Annotated in this window: 2 protein-coding genes; both read right to left on the minus strand. The window is 54.5% G+C overall.

Annotated features, from left to right (window positions below; translation table 11 throughout):
* Positions 1-249, minus strand: a 249-nt coding sequence (locus EST62_RS12930) for an alpha/beta fold hydrolase (protein WP_129052474.1), incomplete at its 3' end; no start/stop codon positions are given.
* A 358-nt stretch (positions 250-607) separates the two neighbouring features.
* The gene (locus tag EST62_RS12935) at positions 608-1,009 is read right to left on the minus strand and encodes an endonuclease domain-containing protein (protein WP_129052475.1); all 402 of its coding nucleotides are present in this window, start codon (positions 1,007-1,009) and stop codon (positions 608-610) included.
* Positions 1,010-1,355: the final 346 nt, after the last annotated feature.

Genomic DNA, 1,355 nt, shown 5'->3' on the forward strand with positions numbered 1-1,355 from the left:
AACTTCGCCCGCCAGCGCCTCGACCGTGCGCATGAAAAATCCGTCCGCCTCTCCGTCCGCCGGAATCGCCGCTTCGCCATGCCCCGGCAGATCGACAAGAATGCTGCAAAAGCGCGCCTCAAGCTTGCGGGCGAACGGCAGCCAGTCGCTGCCCGATCCGAGGAAGCCGTGCAGAAACACGATCTTCGGCAGCGCCGGGTCGCCGACGGTGGCGAGGTGGAGGGGGATGGTTGTCGGAAGCGATGTCATGATGGTGCGTCTGTGTTGTATTGTTGGCTATCCGTTTTGGCTCTGCCTGTTGATTGGGCGCTTGTCCCTGGGCTTGCGGCATCCCCCCTTAAAAAAAGGGGCAGGGGGATTACAGACTCATTGTCAACTTTGAAATGCTCCATTTTTTAATCCCCCTCGATCCCCCTTTTTCAAAGGGGGAGGGTAAGGAGGTGCTACATGCCTCCCCCTTTAGAAAAAAGGAGGTGCTACATGCCTCCCCCTTTAGAAAAAAGGAGGTGCTACACGCCTCCCCCCTTAGAAAAAGGAGGGGCTACACGCCTCCCCCCTTGGAAAAAAGGAGGTGCTACATGCCTCCCCCCTTGGAAAAAGGGGAGGGCTACACGCTTCCCCCCTTGGAAAAAGGGGGGCCAGGGGGGATTCCCAAACGTTCTTCCACTTTCGCATAAATATCCTCAAGCACCGCCTCAGTCTCCAACAGTGCTTGCCGGTTGTCGTAACGCAGCACAAGCAACCCCAACTCCGCCAATGTCTCATCCCGAACCCGGTCTTTCTCTCGATGTTCGGATTCATAATGTTGACTGCCGTCCAGTTCAATCACCAGCTTTGCTTTTGCGCAGTAGAAATCGACAATGTAGTCAAGAATCGGTTTCTGTCTGTTGAACTGCACGCCATGTATCTGCTTTCGACGCAGACGCCCCCATAGATGCTGCTCTGCATCGGTCATTTCGCAGCGCAATCTTCGTGATGGCTCTTTGAGTTTTTTGTTGTACGCTTCCATCGTTTTTGCATTTTCGTTCAGCTTCCATCTTTTTCGCTGAATTCCCCTCGATCCCTTTTAATCCCCCCTTGCCCCCCTTTTTCAAAGGGGGGGATTCAACATTGGCATATTGTCGAAAATTCTCCCTGCCCCCCTCAGAAAGGGGGGGCAAGGGGGGATTCCCAAAAGCCTTATGCTACTAACTCCTCGTTTATTTCTTCAATCAACCGATTCATTTCATCCCCGAAAAGTTGATACATTTTTCCCGATCCGCCCGCCCATCGAATAGCCCACGAGTACGCACGGCCCGGCGCTCAGTCGCCGAACTTCGCCCGCCAGCGCCTCGACCGTGCGCATGAAAAATCCG

Origin of the sequence: Chlorobaculum sp. 24CR (genome assembly GCF_004118635.1) — a bacterium.
Classification (GTDB): Bacteria; Bacteroidota; Chlorobiia; order Chlorobiales; family Chlorobiaceae; genus Chlorobaculum.

Bases quoted from the DNA above. Each gene is read 5' to 3' on its own strand.
- EST62_RS12935 (WP_129052475.1), bottom strand. From the start codon at position 1,009: ATGGAAGCGTACAACAAAAAACTCAAAGAGCCATCACGAAGATTGCGC.